Origin of the sequence: Bacillus sp. SIMBA_005, from assembly GCF_046535585.1 — a bacterium.
Classification (GTDB): Bacteria; Bacillota; Bacilli; order Bacillales; family Bacillaceae; genus Bacillus; species Bacillus pumilus.
In genome coordinates this window covers 1-229 of the sequence record NZ_JAWRWI010001325.1, presented here as the reverse complement: position 1 = coordinate 229, position 229 = coordinate 1, and the positions used below count along the sequence as shown (strand labels likewise).

1 protein-coding gene is annotated in these 229 nt (G+C 73.4%); it reads right to left on the bottom strand.

What is annotated here, in order from left to right; genetic code table 11:
- Positions 1–20 precede the first annotated feature (20 nt).
- The coding region (locus tag SB660_RS24375; RefSeq protein WP_410585238.1) for an NADH-quinone oxidoreductase subunit K at positions 21–229 on the bottom strand (209 nt) is incomplete at its 5' end.

The following is a 229-nucleotide window of genomic DNA, read 5'->3' as shown; positions in this document are numbered from 1 at the left end:
CGGCGCGACGGTCAGATGGTTCATCGCGGCCCCCGGCGCTGGTCGTCGGGCTCTTCGCCGTCGACGTGGTCGGGGCGCAGGTCGGCGTGTTCGCGCATCGCCACCACGACGGCCACGGCGGTCATCGCGAACGCGATGACGATCGCGGTCAGCGCCAGCGCCTGCGGCACGGGGTCGGAGTAGTTGGCGAGCGTCTGCGCGACGCCGTCGCGCAGCACAGGCGGCTTGC